The 17461-nt window shown below is 63.9% G+C and carries 16 protein-coding genes; 7 read left to right on the top strand and 9 right to left on the bottom strand.

What is annotated here, in order from left to right; genetic code table 11:
• Nucleotides 1–81 precede the first annotated feature (81 nt).
• From BRAGE_RS0138750 to hemJ, 6 genes are all read right to left on the bottom strand, one after another.
• Entirely contained in the window at nucleotides 82–936 is an 855-nt protein-coding gene (locus BRAGE_RS0138750; RefSeq protein ID WP_027561691.1) for a ParA family protein, read from the bottom strand.
• A 30-nt stretch (nucleotides 937–966) separates the two neighbouring features.
• Nucleotides 967–1740: a 16S rRNA (guanine(527)-N(7))-methyltransferase RsmG gene (rsmG, locus tag BRAGE_RS0138755; protein WP_027561690.1), complete on the bottom strand. Its 774-nt coding sequence runs from the start codon at nucleotides 1738–1740 to the stop codon at nucleotides 967–969.
• 22 nt (nucleotides 1741–1762) lie between these two features.
• Nucleotides 1763–3643, bottom strand: coding sequence for a tRNA uridine-5-carboxymethylaminomethyl(34) synthesis enzyme MnmG (gene mnmG, locus BRAGE_RS0138760; protein WP_027561689.1), 1881 nt, complete (start codon nucleotides 3641–3643; stop codon nucleotides 1763–1765).
• Nucleotides 3644–4172: 529 nt separating this feature from the next.
• Nucleotides 4173–5522: a tRNA uridine-5-carboxymethylaminomethyl(34) synthesis GTPase MnmE gene (gene mnmE, locus BRAGE_RS0138765; RefSeq protein ID WP_027561688.1), complete on the bottom strand. Its 1350-nt coding sequence runs from the start codon at nucleotides 5520–5522 to the stop codon at nucleotides 4173–4175.
• Nucleotides 5523–5838: 316 nt separating this feature from the next.
• Nucleotides 5839–7104, bottom strand: a complete 1266-nt coding sequence (gene rho / locus BRAGE_RS0138770; protein ID WP_011083462.1) for a transcription termination factor Rho — start codon at nucleotides 7102–7104, stop codon at nucleotides 5839–5841.
• 249 nt (nucleotides 7105–7353) lie between these two features.
• Nucleotides 7354–7788 carry a protoporphyrinogen oxidase HemJ gene (gene hemJ / locus BRAGE_RS0138775; RefSeq protein WP_027561687.1) on the bottom strand — a complete coding sequence of 145 codons (435 nt, stop codon included), beginning with the start codon at nucleotides 7786–7788 and terminating at the stop codon, nucleotides 7354–7356.
• A 460-nt stretch (nucleotides 7789–8248) separates the two neighbouring features.
• Here hemJ and BRAGE_RS0138780 point away from each other — a divergent pair, with 460 nt between their 5' ends.
• From BRAGE_RS0138780 to dnaQ, 4 genes are read left to right on the top strand one after another with little or no spacing between them, the layout of a single operon-like run.
• Nucleotides 8249–9088 carry a pyruvate, water dikinase regulatory protein gene (locus tag BRAGE_RS0138780; protein ID WP_027561686.1) on the top strand — a complete coding sequence of 280 codons (840 nt, stop codon included), beginning with the start codon at nucleotides 8249–8251 and terminating at the stop codon, nucleotides 9086–9088.
• Nucleotides 9088–9696, top strand: coding sequence for a Maf family nucleotide pyrophosphatase (locus BRAGE_RS0138785; protein ID WP_027561685.1), 609 nt, complete (start codon nucleotides 9088–9090; stop codon nucleotides 9694–9696). Before BRAGE_RS0138780 ends, BRAGE_RS0138785 begins: the two co-directional genes overlap by 1 nt.
• 24 nt (nucleotides 9697–9720) lie before the next feature.
• Nucleotides 9721–10320: a dephospho-CoA kinase gene (gene coaE, locus BRAGE_RS0138790; RefSeq protein WP_027561684.1), complete on the top strand. Its 600-nt coding sequence runs from the start codon at nucleotides 9721–9723 to the stop codon at nucleotides 10318–10320.
• Between the two features lie 30 nt (nucleotides 10321–10350).
• Nucleotides 10351–11067: a DNA polymerase III subunit epsilon gene (gene dnaQ, locus BRAGE_RS0138795; protein ID WP_027561683.1), complete on the top strand. Its 717-nt coding sequence runs from the start codon at nucleotides 10351–10353 to the stop codon at nucleotides 11065–11067.
• A gap of 22 nt (nucleotides 11068–11089) precedes the next feature.
• On the opposite strand, the gene secB is transcribed toward dnaQ, so the two are convergent.
• Nucleotides 11090–11578, bottom strand: a complete 489-nt coding sequence (secB, locus tag BRAGE_RS0138800; RefSeq protein WP_027561682.1) for a protein-export chaperone SecB — start codon at nucleotides 11576–11578, stop codon at nucleotides 11090–11092.
• Nucleotides 11579–11988: 410 nt separating this feature from the next.
• Between secB and BRAGE_RS0138805 the strand changes: the two genes are divergently transcribed.
• The 3 genes from BRAGE_RS0138805 to BRAGE_RS0138815 are packed head-to-tail and all read left to right on the top strand — an operon-like array spanning nucleotide 11989 to nucleotide 14790.
• The gene (locus BRAGE_RS0138805) at nucleotides 11989–12687 is read left to right on the top strand and encodes a Tim44/TimA family putative adaptor protein (protein ID WP_027561681.1); all 699 of its coding nucleotides are present in this window, start codon (nucleotides 11989–11991) and stop codon (nucleotides 12685–12687) included.
• Complete coding sequence (gene mltA, locus BRAGE_RS0138810) at nucleotides 12665–14203, top strand: murein transglycosylase A (protein ID WP_027561680.1); 1539 nt, start codon at nucleotides 12665–12667, stop codon at nucleotides 14201–14203. Before BRAGE_RS0138805 ends, mltA begins: the two co-directional genes overlap by 23 nt.
• The gene (locus BRAGE_RS0138815; RefSeq protein ID WP_027561679.1) at nucleotides 14200–14790 is read left to right on the top strand and encodes a Smr/MutS family protein; all 591 of its coding nucleotides are present in this window, start codon (nucleotides 14200–14202) and stop codon (nucleotides 14788–14790) included. Before mltA ends, BRAGE_RS0138815 begins: the two co-directional genes overlap by 4 nt.
• Before the next feature lie 5 nt (nucleotides 14791–14795).
• Here BRAGE_RS0138815 and BRAGE_RS0138820 read toward each other — a convergent pair whose 3' ends face one another.
• Both BRAGE_RS0138820 and hslU read right to left on the bottom strand, forming a co-directional pair.
• Nucleotides 14796–15920, bottom strand: a complete 1125-nt coding sequence (locus tag BRAGE_RS0138820) for a hypothetical protein (RefSeq protein ID WP_027561678.1) — start codon at nucleotides 15918–15920, stop codon at nucleotides 14796–14798.
• Nucleotides 15921–16113: 193 nt separating this feature from the next.
• Nucleotides 16114–17418 carry an ATP-dependent protease ATPase subunit HslU gene (gene hslU, locus BRAGE_RS0138825; RefSeq protein ID WP_027561677.1) on the bottom strand — a complete coding sequence of 435 codons (1305 nt, stop codon included), beginning with the start codon at nucleotides 17416–17418 and terminating at the stop codon, nucleotides 16114–16116.
• Nucleotides 17419–17461 lie beyond the last annotated feature (43 nt).

The following is a 17461-nucleotide window of genomic DNA, read 5'->3' on the forward strand; positions in this document are numbered from 1 at the left end:
AAGCGAAGCGTGCCCACCGGTTGGTCATGTGCGGAAGATGGTGGGCACGGCGAAGACGCCTTTGCCCACCCTACGGCACCGTCAATGTGTGACGCGCAGCTCGCGCTCGCGCTGGATCACCTCGGTGGCGAGCCGCAAGTAAGCTTCGCTGCCGACGCATTTGAGATCGTAGACCAGCACCGGCTTGCCGTAGGACGGCGCCTCGGAGATGCGCACGTTGCGCGGGATCATGGTCTTGTAGACCTTCTCGCCCATGAACTGGCGGACGTCGGCGACGACCTGGTTCGAGAGGTTGTTGCGCGAGTCGAACATGGTCAGCACGATGCCGTGGATCGACAGGCTCGGGTTGAGCGTCGAGCGCACCTGCTCCACCGTCTGCAGCAATTGCGACAGACCTTCGAGCGCGAAGAACTCGCACTGCAGCGGCACCAGGATCGCGTCGGATGCCGCCATCGCGTTGACCGTGAGCAGGTTGAGCGAGGGCGGACAGTCGATCAGCACATAGGTGTAGTCGGCGTCCGGCGAGACATTGTTGTTGAGCGCGCCGATCGCGTCGCGCAGCTTGAAGGCGCGGCCGGGCGTGGTGCCGAGCTCGAGTTCGAGGCCGGAGAGATCCATGGTCGAGGGCGCGATGTGCAGCCGCGGCACCGCGGTCGAGACCACCGCTTCACGCAAGCTCGCTTCGCCGATCAGCACGTCATAGGTCGAGCAGCTTCGGTTGCGGCGGTCGATGCCGAGGCCGGTGGAGGCGTTGCCCTGCGGATCGAGATCGACGATCAGGACACGCTCGCCAATCGCGGCGAGTGCCGTGCCGAGATTGATCGCTGTGGTTGTTTTTCCCACACCGCCCTTCTGATTCGCCAGCGCCAGGATGCGCGGGTGGCCCTGCGGGACTTCTGCGGTCTGTTCTTGCTGCGGCTCGTCAATCACGGTCATCGCAAATTCCCCACTCAACCCCTGAACGTTTCACCCGCGCCGTTCAACTGAAGTCAGCTCGACGATCCAGCCGTCCCCAGTCCGGCTTTGGTAGAGTCGCGGCTCAATATTCCAATATTTAGCGGCTTCGGTCAATTCAGCCTCTACATCTTGACCCTTGAGAAATAGCGCCTTTGCGCCCTGGCGCATCAGCGGCTCCGCAAAGCCGATGAGTTGATGTAGCGGAGCCAGCGCACGCGCGGTGACGCAATCGACGGGGCCAGTGATTCTATCCACATTATCCCCGATCTCAGCGAGATGTACGACCCCCGGAGATGCGGTGACGCGAATTGCTTCACGCAAAAACGCGGCCTTCTTGGCGATTCGCTCGACGAGATGGACGCTCGTACCCGGCGTCCCCGCCATGGTGCAGGCGAGCACCACGCCGGGAAAGCCGCCGCCGCTGCCGAGATCGGCCCAGCGCCTTGCGGTCGGCGCCAGATCGACCAGTTGAAGCGAATCGGCGATGTGCCGCGTCCAGACGTTCGGTAGGGTCGAGGGCGCGACCAGATTGGTCTTGGCCTGCCATTCGCGCAGCAGCGCGATGTAGCGATCGAGCCGGTCCTCGGTTTCACGTGAAACGGAAGCGAGCTTCAGCGCGGCAATCTTGTCGGCGGCGATGACGGCGTCGAGCGATTGATCGTTCGCGCTGGCCTTGTCGATCTTCGGTTTGGCCTGCGCCGAGTCGGATCGGCGAGCGGCGCCCTCACCCGCTCCGGGTCGTCGGGATAGCGGTCTGTCCCCGCCCGGTCCGCGCTGTTTCACGTGAAACGCCTATACGATTGGCTTATGCGATTGCCTTGGAGGTTTTCCGCGCTTCGCGGCGGAGATAGGCCGCGAGGATGCCGAGCGCCGCCGGCGTCATGCCGTCGATCCGGCCGGCCTGGCCGACCGTGAACGGGCGGGCTTTCTCCAGCTTGGCGCGGACCTCATTGGAGAGACCCGGGACCAGCTTGTAGTCGACATCCGAGAGCACCATGCCCTCGTCCCGCCGGAAGGCCTCGACGTCGGCGCTCTGGCGCTCGAGGTAGACGTCATACTTGGCGTCGATCTCAAGATGGGTGGCGATGACGGGATCGATCGCGGACAGCTCGGGCCAGATCGATCGGACCTGGCTCCAGCCGATCTCCGGATAGGCCATCAGCTCGAAGGCCGAACGGCGCTGGCCGTCCCGGTTTAGGGACAGTCCATGCTTGATCGCCTCGTTCGGAGTGATCGTGAGCGACTTCGAGAGGGTCCGGGCGGCGTTCAGAGCGTCCATCTTGGCGCGGTGATGCTGGGTCCGGGCACTCCCGACGCAGCCGAGAGCGATCCCCTTTTCGGTCAGGCGCTGGTCGGCATTGTCAGCCCGCAGCGTCAACCGGTATTCGGCGCGCGACGTGAACATCCGATAGGGCTCGGTGATCCCGCGGGTGACGAGGTCGTCGATCATCACCCCGAGATAGCCGTCGGCGCGGTCGAACACGGTCAGCGCCGCACCACTGGCGGCGAGCGCGGCGTTCAGGCCGGCCACGATGCCCTGCCCGGCGGCTTCCTCGTATCCAGTAGTGCCGTTGATCTGCCCGGCCAGGAACAGGCCACGCAGACGCTTGGTCTGGAGGGTCGGATCGAGCTCGCGGGGATCGATATGGTCGTATTCGATGGCATAGCCCGGCCGGACCATCTTGACCCGCTCGAGGCCGGGGATGCTGGCGAGGATCGCGAGCTGGACCTCCTCCGGCAGCGAGGTCGAGATGCCGTTGGGATAAACTGTGCTGTCGTCGAGCCCTTCCGGCTCCAGGAAGATCTGGTGGCCGTCGCGGTCACCGAAGCGGACGATCTTGTCCTCGATCGAGGGGCAATAGCGCGGGCCGGAGCTCTTGATCTGGCCGGAGTACATCGGGGAACGATGGACGTTCGCCCGGATCACCTCATGGGTCGCGGCCGTGGTCCGGGTGATGCCGCACTGGATCTGCGGGGTCGTGATCCGCTCCGTCATCACCGAGAACGGCTCCGGCGGCTCATCTCCCGGCTGCATCTCGACCGCAGACCAGTCGATCGTGGTGCCGTCCAGGCGCGGCGGGGTGCCGGTCTTGAGCCGTCCCAGGGTGAAGCCGGCGCGTTCAAAGGAGGTCGAAAGACCCATCGCAGGGGCCTCACCGACTCGACCGGCTGGCCAGTTCTTCTCACCGAGATGGATCAGACCGCGCAGGAAGGTGCCGGTCGTGACCACAACAGCCCCTGCCCGAAGCTCCCGGCCATCTGCCAGGCGCAGCCCAGTCACCCGGCCGTCGACCACGATCAGCTCGTCGGCCTCACCTTCGATGACCGAAAGACCCACGGTCTCCCGGATCGCGGCCTGCATCGCGGCGGCGTAGAGCTTCCGATCCGCCTGGGCCCGAGGACCACGCACAGCGGGACCCTTCCGGCGGTTGAGGACGCGAAACTGGATACCACCGGCGTCGCCGACGCGGCCCATCAGGCCGTCGAGCGCATCGACTTCACGGACGAGATGGCCTTTGCCGAGACCGCCAATGGCGGGATTGCAGGACATCGCGCCGACGGTGGCGAAACGGTGCGTCACCAGGGCGGTCGTTGCGCCCAGCCGTGCAGACGCAGCCGCGGCCTCACAGCCGGCGTGGCCGCCGCCAATCACGATGACGTCGAAGCTCTCTCGCTCTGTTCGCATGGGCCGACTTCTAGCTCAGAGGTGTGAAAGCCGGAAGTAGAAACTGGGTGCGCGGGTGTTTCACGTGAAACGGACGGCGGGGGCGAATGCGTTGTGGTGAAAACAACCCCATGCACAGTAGGCGGGCGCTGAGCGGACTGCTGTTTCACGTGAAACAAGCTGGTCCGACGGCGCGACAGGGTGGCGACAGAGCTAACACCGCGACACCGGGGCGCAGGCGTAGGAGAGCGAGGTTGACACTACGCCCGTCATGACGAGCGTTGCGAAGCAATCCAGAATGCCACCGCGGAAGCAGCCAGGATTGCTTCATCGCAAGAGCTCCTCGCAATGACGGAGATCGAGGCAAACTCGTCAGCCCCAGCACGCACCGTTCCCGCAGCGAAATCGATCGGCGCGTTGGAACCCATGCCCTCTCGGACGCGAACTCTAGTCGCGTTTCACGCAAAACCTGGTCGAGCCAGCCGGCGCGTTGTTTCACGTGAAACACAAGTAATGGAAGAAGCACTAGTTCTAGAATGAAGAACTAGCTCTACTTTCCAATGCAGAATTTCTGGAAAATAGCCCCGAGGACGTCCTCGACATCCACCCGGCCCAAAAGCCGTCCCAGGGCATAGGCAGCGGAACGAAGCTCTTCAGCGGCGAGCTCCTCGCCCTCTTCTACAAGCTCCAGACTCCGGCGCAAGCTATCTCGCGCCTGGCCCAGCAGCTCGCGCTGGCGCGCCCGGGTCACCAACGCGCCCTCGCTGGTACCGAAAAACTCGGCGGCGAATTTTATGAGCGCGTCGACCATGGCCGGGATGCCATCCCCCCGGCTTGCCGAAATGGCGAACTCTCCCGACGACCGGGGTTCGAACCCGAGATCAATCTTGTTGCGCACGATCCAGACCGGGCCGCCTGACTGATGATCGTCTCCGGATTTCCGAAGCGACCGCATCGCGTCCGGATCGACGACTTGCTCAGCCTCCACCAACCACAGCACGAGGTCGGCGTCTTCGGCCCGCGCCCGCGCCCGGCGGACGCCCTCCTGCTCGACCGGATCACTGGTCTCGCGAATGCCGGCGGTGTCGATGACCGTGACCGGATAGCCGTCGAGGTCGAGCTGCACCTCGATCACGTCTCGTGTCGTGCCGGCATGCGGCGAGACGATCGCGACCTCGCGGCGCGCGAGCTGGTTCATCAGCGTCGACTTGCCGACATTCGGCTCGCCGGCGATCGCAACCACGATGCCGTCGCGCAGGCGTTCAGAATGTCCCTGTGCCGCAAGGACTTTTGCAATCTCATCATGCAGCGCCCCGATCGCGTGCACCGCCGGCGCCATCAGCGCGGCCGGCACATCACCCTCGTCGGAAAAATCGATGCCGGCCTCGATCAGCGCCGACGCCTCGATGATCCGCTCGCGCCAGTCGCGCGCACGATTGCCGAGCAGGCCTTCAAGCTGACGTAGCGCCTGGCGCCGCTGACGGTCGGTGTCGGCATGAATGAGGTCGTCGAGGCCTTCGGCCTCGGTGAGATCGAGCTTGCCGTTCTCGAACGCGCGGCGCGTGAACTCACCCGGCTCGGCCGTGCGCGAATTCGGAATTAACGAAATAGCGGCGAAGAGCGCAGCCAGCACTGCTCGTCCGCCATGGACATGGAATTCGGCGACGTCCTCGCCGGTCGCGCTGCCTGGCCCCGGGAACCAGAGCACGACCGCGTCGTCGATCGGCTCGCCCGCGCCATCTCGCAGCAGTCGCCGGCTGGCTTGCCTCGGCGCCGGCAGCCTGCCCGCGAGCGCCGTCAGGACCGCGCTAGCTTGCGGACCCGAGACGCGCACCACCGCGATCGCACTCGGTGCACGGCCGGACGACAGCGCAAAGATGGTCTGGTCTCGCGGATGCATGGCCTATTTGTCCGGCTGGCGGGGAAAAGGCAAACGCAGCTTTCCAAGCAGCCTCAGTCGCCAGTTTTGCTGCGGTTCCGCGCGCAACAAAATCGATATTGCAATGCAGCAAAACACACCGCCTTTACTGTAATACCTTACTCCCGCGCACGACTCATCGGCGATAAAAGTCAAGCATTCTGATTGTATATCAACAAGTTACTAAACCCGATAGTTTCGATCGTACTCACCAGCCATGCTGCACTTTTTGCGCAGCAAGACCGCACAAACAAAAAGGGCGCCCAAAGGCGCCCTCTGATCTTTTGCTGCACTGCACTCAGGTGTTCATGGAGTCGAAGAACTCCGAATTGCTCTTGGTTGAGCGCAGCTTGTCGAGCAGGAAGTCGATCGCGTCCATCGTGCCCATCGGATTGAGGATGCGGCGGAGGACGTACATCTTCTTGAGCACCTGCGGATCGGTGATGAGCTCCTCCTTGCGGGTGCCGGAGCGCGAGATGTCGATCGCCGGGAAGGTGCGCTTGTCCGAGACCTTGCGGTCCAGGATCAGTTCCGAGTTACCGGTGCCCTTGAACTCTTCGAAGATGACTTCGTCCATGCGGCTGCCGGTATCGACCAGCGCGGTCGCAATGATGGTCAGCGAGCCGCCCTCCTCGATGTTGCGGGCGGCACCGAAGAAGCGCTTCGGACGCTGCAGCGCGTTGGCGTCGACGCCGCCGGTCAGCACCTTGCCGGATGACGGCACCACGGTGTTGTAGGCACGGCCGAGGCGCGTGATCGAATCGAGCAGGATCACGACGTCGCGGCCATGCTCGACCAGGCGCTTTGCTTTCTCGATCACCATCTCGGCGACCTGGACGTGACGCACCGCCGGCTCGTCGAAGGTCGACGACACGACCTCGCCCTTCACCGAACGCTGCATGTCCGTGACTTCTTCCGGACGCTCGTCGATCAAGAGCACGATCAGATAGCATTCGGGATGATTGTGCGTGATCGAGTGCGCGATGTTCTGCATCAGCACGGTTTTACCGGTGCGCGGCGGCGCCACGATCAGTGCGCGCTGGCCCTTGCCGATTGGGGCCACGATGTCGATCACACGTGCAGACAGGTCTTTCCGCGTCGGATCGTCGATCTCCATGCGGAAACGCTGATTCGGAAACAGCGGGGTGAGATTATCGAAATTGACCTTGTGCTTGGCCTTTTCCGGGTCCTCGAAATTGAGCGTGTTGACCTTCAGCAACGCGAAGTAGCGCTCGCCCTCTTTCGGGCTGCGGATGTGGCCTTCGATGGTGTCGCCCGTGCGCAGGCCGAAACGGCGGATCTGCGAGGGCGAAACGTAGATGTCGTCAGGGCCCGGAAGATAATTCGCGTCGGGCGAACGGAGGAAGCCGAAGCCGTCGGAAAGAACCTCGACGACGCCTTCGCCGACGATATCGGTCTCGGCGAGCGAAAGCTGCTTGAGGATGGCGAAGAGCAGCTCCTGCTTGCGCATGGTGCTGGCGTTCTCGACCCCATTCTCTTCCGCGAACGAGACGAGCTCGGCCGGCGTCTTCGACTTGAGGTCCTGGAGTTTAATTTCCCGCATTGGGGTGGTCCTGTGGGGTAACCTGGGGAGAGGGGGTGCGAGGAGGCTCTGAAATGCGGACGTGAGAAGGTAAGGTCCGCAGGTCTGGCAAGGAGAGTGCCGGTGAGGCTTCAAACCTGATGCGGTGTCCGGCCTCTGGAAAGCTCAGACACAACCACATCCGCCTGCGTTGGGTGGGATGGCGATAATATAGAAAATCGCTTTCGGCTCTGCAAGACGAAGCGCTGAGCGAAACGTCGCGCGGGCTGCCTAGAACGGCTTCACGATTACCATGATGACGATGACAATCATCAGGACGGTCGGCACCTCATTGATAATTCGATAGAATTTCTGGCTGCGCGGGCGCCGGTCGGCAGCGAAGTCCTTCACCCAGCGGGAAAAAAAGCCGTGGACCGCGGACATCGCCAGCACCAGTGCCAGTTTTACGTGCAGCCAGCCGAAGGTGAACCAGTGGCCGGACCAGGCCAGATAGAGGCCGGCGAGCCAGGTCACCATCATGGCGGGATTGATGATCGCCTTGAGCAGCCGGCGTTCCATGATCTTGAACGTCTCGGACTGCTTCGAGCCGATCTCGGCCTCGCAGTGATAGACGAACAGCCGCGGCAGATAGAGCATGCCCGCCATCCAGGAGATGACGGCGATCACATGCAGCGCCTTGATCCAGAGATAGACGTCTTCGAACATGCTCTGCGCCCGGATTCCCGCCCAGCCTAGGGAAGGCTGGGGATAGTAAGAACTCGTTAAGGTCTTCCCCTGCACACATATCCGTCCGTAGCGCCTTCCTCAAATCTAGAATCTTAGATTCTTAAAGGTTTGAGTCTGAGTGACCGTGGATTGGACTCACGCAACGCCGTCCGCCGGTTCGCGCGCGCTTGTTCACATCCATCAACATATCCCGGCAAGCTCCGGCGACTTCCGATAAGTCGCCCAGCTTCAAAGGCTTGCACGCTTCCGTCGGCAGCTTATCAAGGGAGTTGTCCGCGCAATCCCGTTTTCCTGCCGCGAGGGCGCCGGACTTGTTCTGATGGGCAGCGGTGTGAAGAAAATTGGCACTTGTCCCGCCCCTGGTGTCGCGCATCCCTTTCCGAGCGGTTAAGCTCCACAGAAATCCACAAACCGCCCCAACGAAATTCAAAGGGTTTTTGTGCCGACCTCGAACAATTATTTCCATCTGCATCTCGTTTCCGACTCGACCGGTGAGACGCTGATCACCGTGGCGCGCGCCGTCGCCGCCCAATACGCCAACGTGACCCCGGTCGAGCATGTCTATCCGCTGGTGCGCAGCCAGAAGCAGCTCGACCGCGTGCTCGACGAGATCGAGGAGGCGCCGGGGATCGTGCTGTTCACGCTGCTCGAGAAGGACCTCGTCTCGAGGCTCGAGGACAAGTGCAAGGGGATCAATGTTCCTAGCCTGTCGATCATCGGCCCGGTGATGCAGCTGTTCGAAGCTTATCTCGGTGCTGCGACGACGGGCCGCGTCGGCGCCCAGCACGTCCTGAATGCGGAATATTTCAAGCGCATCGACGCGCTGAACTACACGATGATTCATGACGACGGCCAGCATGTCGAAGGCCTCGACGATGCCGACGTGGTGCTGGTCGGCGTGTCCCGCACCTCGAAGACGCCGACGTCGATTTACCTCGCCAATCGCGGCATCCGCACCGCCAACGTGCCGCTGGTTCCCGGCATCCCGGTGCCCGAGCAATTGGAGAAGCTGACACGGCCGCTGGTCGTCAGCCTGCACGCAACGCCGGAACGCCTGATCCAGATCCGTCAGAACCGCCTGCTCTCACTCGGCGCCGACTCCGGCAGCGACACCTACACCGACAGACAGTCGGTCACCGAGGAGGTCGCGTTTGCGCGCAAGCTCAGCGCCAAGCATGATTGGCCGCTGCTGGACGTCACGCGCCGCTCGATCGAGGAAACCGCGGCGGCGATCATGAAGCTCTACAGCGATCGTCAGCGCAACCGGCCGTCGGAATAATGGCTCTCTGGCGCGGCAAAACTCCGTTGATTCTGGCCTCGCAAAGCAGCGCGCGAAAGTTGCTGCTGGCCAATGCCGGGCTCGAGTTCAAGGCCCTCACCGCTGACATCGACGAGCGCGGCATACAGGCTGCGTCAAAACTTTCCAGCCCGCGCGAGATCGGCCTGCTGCTGGCGCGCGAGAAGGCGAAGGCGGTCTCGGCTCATCATCCGGGAAGCTACGTGATCGGCGCCGACCAGACGCTGGCGCTTGGCGATCGCCTCTTCAACAAGCCCGCCGGCCGCGCCCAGGCGCTGGCGCAACTGCGCGATCTCGCCGGCAACAGCCATGAGCTGAATTCCGCCGTGGCCGTAGCGCATGACGGCAAGATCGTCTTTGAGGATGTCTCGGTCGCCCGCATGACCATGCGGTCGATGACCGATGCTGAACTGTCCGCCTATCTCGACGCCGCCGGCGAGGTGGTCACAACCAGCGTCGGCGCCTATCAGCTCGAAGGCCTGGGCGTGCACCTGTTCGAGCGCATCGAGGGTGACCATTTCACCATTCTCGGCCTGCCGCTGTTGCCGCTGCTTGCGTTCCTGCGGCGCGAACGGCTAGTTGCGGTGTGAGTGAACAGGAATGGCTCGGCGCTGATGCGTATCCTCGGACTGACCGGCTCGATCGGGATGGGCAAATCCACCACCGCAAAATTGTTCGCGGAGGCCGGCGTGCCCGTCTACGACGCCGATGCCGCCGTCCACCAGCTCTATGAAGGTGAGGCTGCTCCCGCGATCGAGGCCGCCTTCCCCGGCACCACCGTGAACGGCAAGGTCGACCGGCCCAAACTGTCCGCGCGCGTCGTGCACGATCCCGCCGCGATCAAGCAGCTCGAGCAGATCGTTCATCCGATGCTCGGCGCCTCCCGGCAAAAATTCTTTGCCGATGCCGAAGCGGCCAAGGCGCCGGTCGTGGTTCTCGATATCCCGCTGCTGTTCGAGACCGGCGGCGAAAAACGTGTCGATGCCGTGGTCGTGGTCTCGACCTCGCCGGAACTTCAGCGCGAGCGGGTGCTGGCGCGCGGCACGATGGACGAGGCCAAGCTCGACGCCATCATCGCCAAGCAGACACCCGACGCCGAAAAGCGCAGGCGCGCCGATTTCGTGGTGGATACGTCACACGGACTTGAACCCGTGCGGGCGCAAATCGCGCACATCCTGGCCGAGGTCGTTAAGATGCCGCAGCGGCGGACCTGATTCGTCGACCCACCCGGCTTCCTCAAGATCATGCGCGAAATCGTTCTCGACACCGAAACCACCGGCCTTGATCCGCTCCGCGGCGATCGCCTGGTCGAAATCGGCTGCGTCGAGATTTTCAACCGCATGCCGACGGGACAGACGTATCACGTCTATATCAATCCCGAGCGGGACATGCCGGCGGAAGCCTTTGCGGTACACGGGCTGTCGGCCGAATTCCTGTCGACCAAGCCGCTGTTCCACGAGGTGGTCGACGCGTTTCTGGAGTTCATCGGCGATGCGCCGCTGGTGATCCACAACGCCTCGTTCGACATCAGCTTCATCAATGCCGAGCTCGACCGCATCAAGCGTGTGGCGATCCCGCGCGAGCGGCTGGTCGATACGCTGCTGCTGGCGCGACGCAAGCATCCCGGCGTGTCGAACCGGCTCGACGATCTCTGCTCGCGCTATTCGATCGACAACTCGCACCGCACCAAGCACGGCGCGCTGCTCGACGCCGAGCTTCTGGCCGAAGTCTATGTCGATCTGGTCGGGGCACGGCAGTCGCAGCTGCTGCTGGCGTCGGACGCCGAGGAGATTCGCGTCGGCACAACCGGCGATGCGCCGCGGCGGCAGCGGCTGGTGCCGCTTGCGCCGCGGGTTTCAGACGCCGAGCGCGAGGCGCACAAGGCCTTCATCGCAACCCTCGGCGAGAAGGCGATCTGGAACGAGTACCTCGCCGCTCCAGCCGCCGTCGCTGCCGGTTAGGCTCGCCGATCAGGCTTGCTGATCAGGCTTGGCCGGGCTGACCGCCCTGGGCGGCCATTTGCCGCTCCATGTTCTGGCGGTAGAGGCCGACGAAATCGACCGGGTCCAGCATCAGGGGCGGGAAGCCGCCGTCGCGCACGGCGGTCGCGATGATCTCGCGTGCGAACGGGAACAGCAGGCGCGGGCACTCGATCATGACCAGCGGATGCAGGTTCTCCTTCGGCACGTTGGCGACGCGGAACACGCCGGCATAGGCGAGCTCGAACGAGAACATGATCTTGCCCGCGGTCTCGGCCTTGCCGTCGACCGACAGCGTCACCTCGAATTCGGTTTCGCTGAGATTGTTGGCGCTGACATTGATCTGGATGTTGATCTGGGGCGGCTGGCTCTGCTGCTGGAGCGAGCTGGGCGCGTTCGGATTTTCGAACGACAGGTCCTTGGTATACTGCGCCAGCACGTTGAGCTGGGGAGCCTGGGCCGCCTCGGGAGGGGTGCCGTTACCGTTGGTCATGAAAGTCTCTCCTTACCCGATTGGGGCTGAATTTCGCGGCGGTTGGCTAACATAGGGCCGCCTCGTTCCACAAGGACGAACGGTGCCGGATGAGGTATCCGGGGCCGCGCCCACAACTGTGACGCTCGGCCCGGCCTTTTGGCGAAATTACGCCTTAAATGATTGAAGATGCGCGATTTCCGGGCACGATCGGGTTTCCCCTTAAGGATAAAACGCGCTACACTCGCGGCTGTGCCAAAAGGCGCCATTGGCCGGGCAAGATTCCGTGCCTACATCCCACGGACCTGACGTGGACCTAAAATGGTGATGTAGACTTGCCGTTCCCGTATGGAACGGTCTACTGGCCGGATTGATTTTCCCGGCAACGATCCCGAAGACCCTTCTCGATAAGACCAGAAAGCGAATACGACGTGGACATCTACACCATCATCTTCCTGGCGCTGGCGGTCTTTATCTTCCTGAGGCTGCGCAGCGTGCTGGGGCAGCGCACGGGCAACGAGCGGCCGCCGCCGTTCGACCGCAACGCGCTTCAGGGCGCCCAGGACAAGAACGTCGTGACCATGCCGGGCAAGGTGATCGACCAGGCCCCGCTGGCGCCGGCGACCGAGCCGGCCCCGCCCTCCGATCGCTGGAAGGGCCTCGCCGAGCCGGGCACCCCGCTCGCCCAGGGGCTCGACGCCATCGTCGAGAAGGATTCCACCTTCGACCCGCGCCATTTCATCTCGGGCGCGCGCGGCGCCTACGAGATGATCGTGCTGGCCTTTGCCAATGGCGACCGCCGCGCGCTGCGCGACCTGTTGTCGTCGGAGGTCTATGAGAGCTTCGACGCCGCGATCAAGGAGCGCGAGAAGAACGAGCAGAAGACCGAGACGCGCTTCGTCTCGATCGACAAGGCCGAGCTCGTCGGCGCCGAGCTGCGCGACCGTACCGCCCAGCTCACCGTGCGCTTCGTCTCGCAGATGATCTCGGCGACCCGCGACAAGACCGGCACCATCGTCGACGGCAGCGCCGACACGGTGGCCGACATCACCGACATCTGGACTTTCGCCCGCGACACCACCTCTCGCGATCCGAACTGGAAGCTGGTTGGCACCGGAAGCGCGAATTAAGACCCTTCTGAAGAATAGCGCGACGGCGCTCTGCGCAGGTGTCGTCGCGCTATCGTCGTTTTCGCTCGGCGCCGAGGCGGCCCGCCGCCACTATCGCAGTCATCACCATCATCTCCCGGAATTGGCTGCCCACCCTCCGCGGGCCTTGCCCTATCCGCAGCTTCCCTTGCCATTCGAGATATCAGGCGCGCAATACCTGCCGCTGGCCTGGGCCGACGTGAAGGGCTGGAGCGAGGACGACCATCTCGCCGCCTACAAGACCTTTCGCGCGAGCTGCAAGTCTATCAATGCACAGTCGGGTGCGGCTGAGCCGAAAGCGCTCGGCGCCTCGCTGAACGAGCCCTGCCGCGCCGCCAAATCGCTCGACCTCAGCGACGACGCGAAAGCAAAAGCCTTCTTCGAGCAGAATTTCGCGCCGCTGCGCATCTCCCGCCTTGGCGAGCCCGACGGTTTCGTCACCGGCTATTACGAGCCGGTGCTGGAGGGATCGCGCACGCAGACTGACGTCTTCAACGTGCCGGTCTATCGCCGCCCGTCAAACCTGTTCGTGCGCGGCTACAAGCAGGATTCGGTGAGCTTGCCCAACAAGGGGCCGGTGTACCGCAAGATCGGCCGCCGCAAGCTCGTGCCCTATTACGATCGCGGTGAGATCGAGGACGGCAAGATCGCCGGCCGCGGGCTCGAGATCGCCTGGCTGAAGGATCCGACCGATCTCTTGTTCGCCCAGATCCAGGGCTCGGCGCGGATCAAGTTCGACGACGGCGGCACCGTCCGGCTCAACTACGACGCCTATAACGGCTATCCCTACACCGCCGTCGGTCGCATCCTGATCGAGCGCGGCATCATTCCGAAGGAAGAGATGTCGATGCAGAAGATCAGGGAGTGGATGGCGCAGAACCCTGACGGCGCCAAGGAGCTGCGGCGCCAGAACCGTTCCTACATCTTCTTCCGCGAGGTCAATCTCTCCGACAAGGACGAGGCGGTCGGCGCGCAAGGCATTCCGCTCACCGCCGGCCGCTCGATCGCGGTCGACAAGTCGCTGCATGTCTACGGCACGCCGTTCTTTATCGAGGGCGAGCTGCCGATCGATTCCGAACGGTCCAAGACACCGTTCCATCGGTTGATGATCGCGCAGGACACCGGCTCGGCCATCATCGGCCCTGCGCGCGCCGATCTCTACTTTGGTGCCGGCCAGGAGGCCGGTCGCGTTTCCGGGCGGCTCCGCCATCCCATGCACTTTGTCATGCTGGTGCCGAAGGGCATCGATCCCGCGGCGCGGGCCGCCCGGCTGCCGGTGCCGGATCCCAGGCCGTCGGAGAAGATCGCAAGGCTGTTTCCGCAAACCGGGCCCACGAAGGATCTGGCCAAGGGCACGCCTGCCGCGGTCGCAACGCCGGATAAAAGCGAGACGGTCGCTACCGCCGGCCCGGTCCCGCTACCGGTGCCACGTCCCGTGATCGAGCCCGCTGCCGAGCCGCGGCGGCCGGTGAAGAATCGGTCCCATCGGCAGCAATGAAGCGATCGTCCCGTCCGCCCGTGCTGGAGCCTCGTCCCTCGCCGCGCCGCCGCGCGCTGAGCGAGGAGGAGCGCGAGCTGTGGGACCTCGTCGCCAAGCACGTCAAGCCGCTGCGCAAGCATCGCGCGCCAAAGCCGCCGGCCGGGCAGCGCGCGGAGTCTTCGCCCGCCGCGCCGGCTATGCGACCTGCGTCGTCACCGCGGCCGGTTGCGGCTGCGCCCGCGCCGCGCGTGGCAAAACCGGCGATGCCGCCGCTGGCGCCGCTCGGCAAGCGCGAGCGCACAAAACTGTCGCGTGGCCGCAGCGAGATCGAGGCGCGGCTCGACCTGCACGGCATGACCCAGATGCGCGCCCATCGTGCCCTCACCGGATTCCTGCACCGCGCCCATCATGACGGCCTGACCTTCGTGCTCGTCATCACCGGCAAGGGCCGCAGCGGCGGCGAAAGCGGCGTGCTGCGACGGCAAGTGCCGGAGTGGCTGAGCCTGCCGGAATTCCGCGCCTTCGTCGTCGGCTTCGAGGAGGCCGCAATCGGCCACGGCGGCGAGGGTGCGCTGTATGTGCGGATCAGGCGGGCGAGATTTTAAATCCGCTAGAACGGCCGGACGATTCCGACGCGCGGGATCAGGGTGAGGACCAGGCCGAAGATGTTGGTCCTCTTGTCGTCCGACGGGATCAACGCGGTTTCGCGCGCGGCGGGCAGCGTCTTCACCGCGTGCAGGATCAGGAACATGCAGACCGCCCAGTTCGACATCCAGCGCGAATAATCGAACACCATCGCGAACATGATGAGATAGGCGAGGCTGATGCCGAGCAGCGCCGCGATGACCAAGCGCCGGTGCAGCTCGTTCGCGAGCGCGGCGATCAGGTCGGCGAAATAGCGCCACAGTGGCGTGTGCAGCCAGAGCAGCAGCGCGAACACGGGCAGGCCGAGACTGTTGTGCGGCAGCCATTTCCAGGTGTCGGACACCTCCTTCGACAGCGGCTGGTACCAGATGTAGCTGAACTGGAGCAGGCTGGTGCGGGACGGATCGGCCATGCGGCTCTTCAGATAGGCCAGGAAATCCGCCTCGGGGATCGGCATCGTTCCCAGGAACTGCGCAGCGAGGAACAGCGTGCTCACGCACAGCAGCGCCACAAAACCGAATGCGATATTCGTTCTGGTGATGCCGTGCACGAGATAGTGCTTGATTCCGACGATGGTGATGATGGTCGGCACATACATCAGCAGATGGATGTGGTGGATCAGCACCAGGATGATCGCGAACAGCGTGGCTGTCGCGACGAACAGCAGCGAGCCGGCCGGCATCAGCAGCAGGATGAGCGCGAACACGCAGCCATAGATGTCGAAATGGCCGAGCGTGTGCATGAAGTTCTTCAGGAAGTACGGCGAGCCCGCGATCAGGACGAACAGCGGCAGCGTCTTATTGGAGAAGCCGAACGTCTTCTGGAAGAGCCTGAGGAACAGCCCCAGCGTCACCAGCCACGCCGCGCCTGAGATGGCGAACACGAGCCACACCGGCACCTTGTCCGTGAACAGCGCGACGATCGCCCCGATCAGCGCGCGCTTGATGAAGCCGAAATGGTAGTCGACGAGGAGGTGGATGTAGGGGACGTAAGGCGGCAGCAGGATCTTGTGAATGAACACGCCGACGATGACCGCCGCGTTGATCGCGAGCAGCACGCGCCAGGGATTTTTCTGGATGTCAGCGATCACGCCGCACCTGAGCTGGCGCGATCTATCTCCGCTGTCGTCCCGGGCAAGCGAAGCGCGACCCGGGACCCATAACCACAGGAGGTCGTGTGTGCCGGAATCGGAGCCGCCATCTGTTTCAATAAGGACCGCTGGTGGTTATGGGTCCCCGCGTTGGCGGGGACGACGGCGGAATAGATAGCCGATCTCTCGCGAACTACAAAATAAACCGGCTCAGATCCGCGTTCTTGGCGAGGTCGCCGACGTGCTTCTGCACGAAATCGGCGTCGACCTTGACGGTCTCGCCGCTGCGGTCGGGGGCAGTGAAGGAGATCTCGTCCAGCACCCGCTCCATCACGGTCTGGAGCCGCCGCGCGCCGATATTCTCGACGGTGGAGTTGACGGCGACCGCGACGTCGGCGAGCGCGTCGACGGCGCTGTCGGTGATGTCGAGCGTGACGCCCTCAGTCTGCATCAGGGCGACATATTGTTTGATCAGCGAGGCCTCGGGCTCGGTCAGGATGCGGCGCATGTCGTCGCGGGTCAGCGCCTGCAACTCGACGCGGATCGGCAGCCGGCCCTGCAATTCCGGCAAGAGGTCCGACGGCTTTGCGACGTGGAAGGCGCCGGAGGCAATGAACAGGATGTGGTCGGTCTTGACCGCGCCGTGCTTGGTCGAGACCGTGGTGCCTTCGATCAGCGGCAACAGATCGCGCTGCACGCCCTCGCGCGAGACGTCGCCGGCGGCGCGGCCTTCGCGCGCACAGATCTTGTCGATCTCGTCGAGGAACACGATGCCGTTGTTCTCGACGGCGCTGATCGCTTCCAGCGTCAGCTGATCGGAATCGAGCAGCTTGTCGGATTCCTCGTTGACGAGGATCTCGTGCGAGCCTTCCACTGTCAGCCGCCGCGTCTTGGGACGGCCGCCGAGCTTGCCAAAGATGTCGCCGATCGAGATCGCGCCCATCTGCGCGCCCGGCATGCCGGGGATCTCGAACATCGGCATGCCGCTGCCGGACGATTGCGTCTCGATCTCGATTTCCTTGTCGTTGAGCTCGCCGGCGCGCAGCTTCTTGCGGAAGGATTCGCGCGTCGCCGAGCTTGAGTTGGCGCCGACCAGCGCGTCTAGCACGCGCTCCTCGGCGGCGAGCTGCGCGCGCGCCTGCACGTCCTTGCGCTTGCGCTCGCGGACCTGGGCGATCGCCACCTCGACGAGATCGCGGATGATCTGCTCGACGTCGCGGCCGACATAGCCGACCTCGGTGAACTTCGTCGCTTCCACCTTCAGGAACGGCGCATTCGCAAGCTTGGCGAGCCGCCGCGCGATCTCCGTCTTGCCGACGCCGGTGGGTCCGATCATCAAAATGTTCTTCGGCAGCACCTCCTCGCGCAGCGAGCCTTCAAGCTGCTGCCGCCGCCAGCGGTTGCGCAGCGCGATCGAGACGGCGCGCTTGGCGTCGGTCTGGCCGACGATGAAACGGTCGAGTTCGGATACGATTTCGCGGGGGGAGAAGTCTGTCATGTCTGCTTAGCTAGGGCTGGAGGCGGCCAAGGACAAGCCGCAT

It is taken from the genome of Bradyrhizobium genosp. SA-4 str. CB756, assembly GCF_000473125.1.
In the GTDB taxonomy this organism is placed as follows: Bacteria; Pseudomonadota; Alphaproteobacteria; order Rhizobiales; family Xanthobacteraceae; genus Bradyrhizobium; species Bradyrhizobium arachidis.